1 protein-coding gene is annotated in these 335 nt (G+C 74.0%); it reads left to right on the top strand.

The window, feature by feature from the left end:
• Positions 1-335: IclR family transcriptional regulator C-terminal domain-containing protein (locus tag FMN52_RS00075; protein ID WP_275898153.1), on the top strand; the 335-nt coding region annotated here is incomplete at both ends.

The raw sequence follows: 335 nt of genomic DNA, 5'->3' as shown, positions 1-335 counted from the left end.
CCAAGTCCCAGGGCGCCACCTCCGGGCTACGCTACGACCCCGACATGGGGCGCGAGGCGCCGCTGTTCTACACCGCATCCGGGCACGCCTGGCTGGCCAGCCTGAGCGACAAGGCGGCGCTGGCGCTGGTGGAGCGCCAGGGCGTAGGGGCGGCGCGGGACTTCGGTCCCAACGCGCCGCGCTCCAGGAGCGAGCTGCTGCGCTACCTGAAGCGCGCCCGCGAGCACGGCTATGCCTGGCAGATCGAATGCTCGGCGCCGGGCATGGCGGCGATGGCCGTACTGGTGCGCCACCCCGAGGACGGACGGGCTCTCGGCGTGCTCAGCGTGGCCGGG

This window comes from Marinobacter sp. BW6 (genome assembly GCF_008107725.1).
In the GTDB taxonomy this organism is placed as follows: domain Bacteria; phylum Pseudomonadota; class Gammaproteobacteria; order Pseudomonadales; family Oleiphilaceae; genus Marinobacter.
Note: the sequence above shows the minus strand (reverse complement) of the source record. Positions and strands in the feature narration are given on the sequence as shown.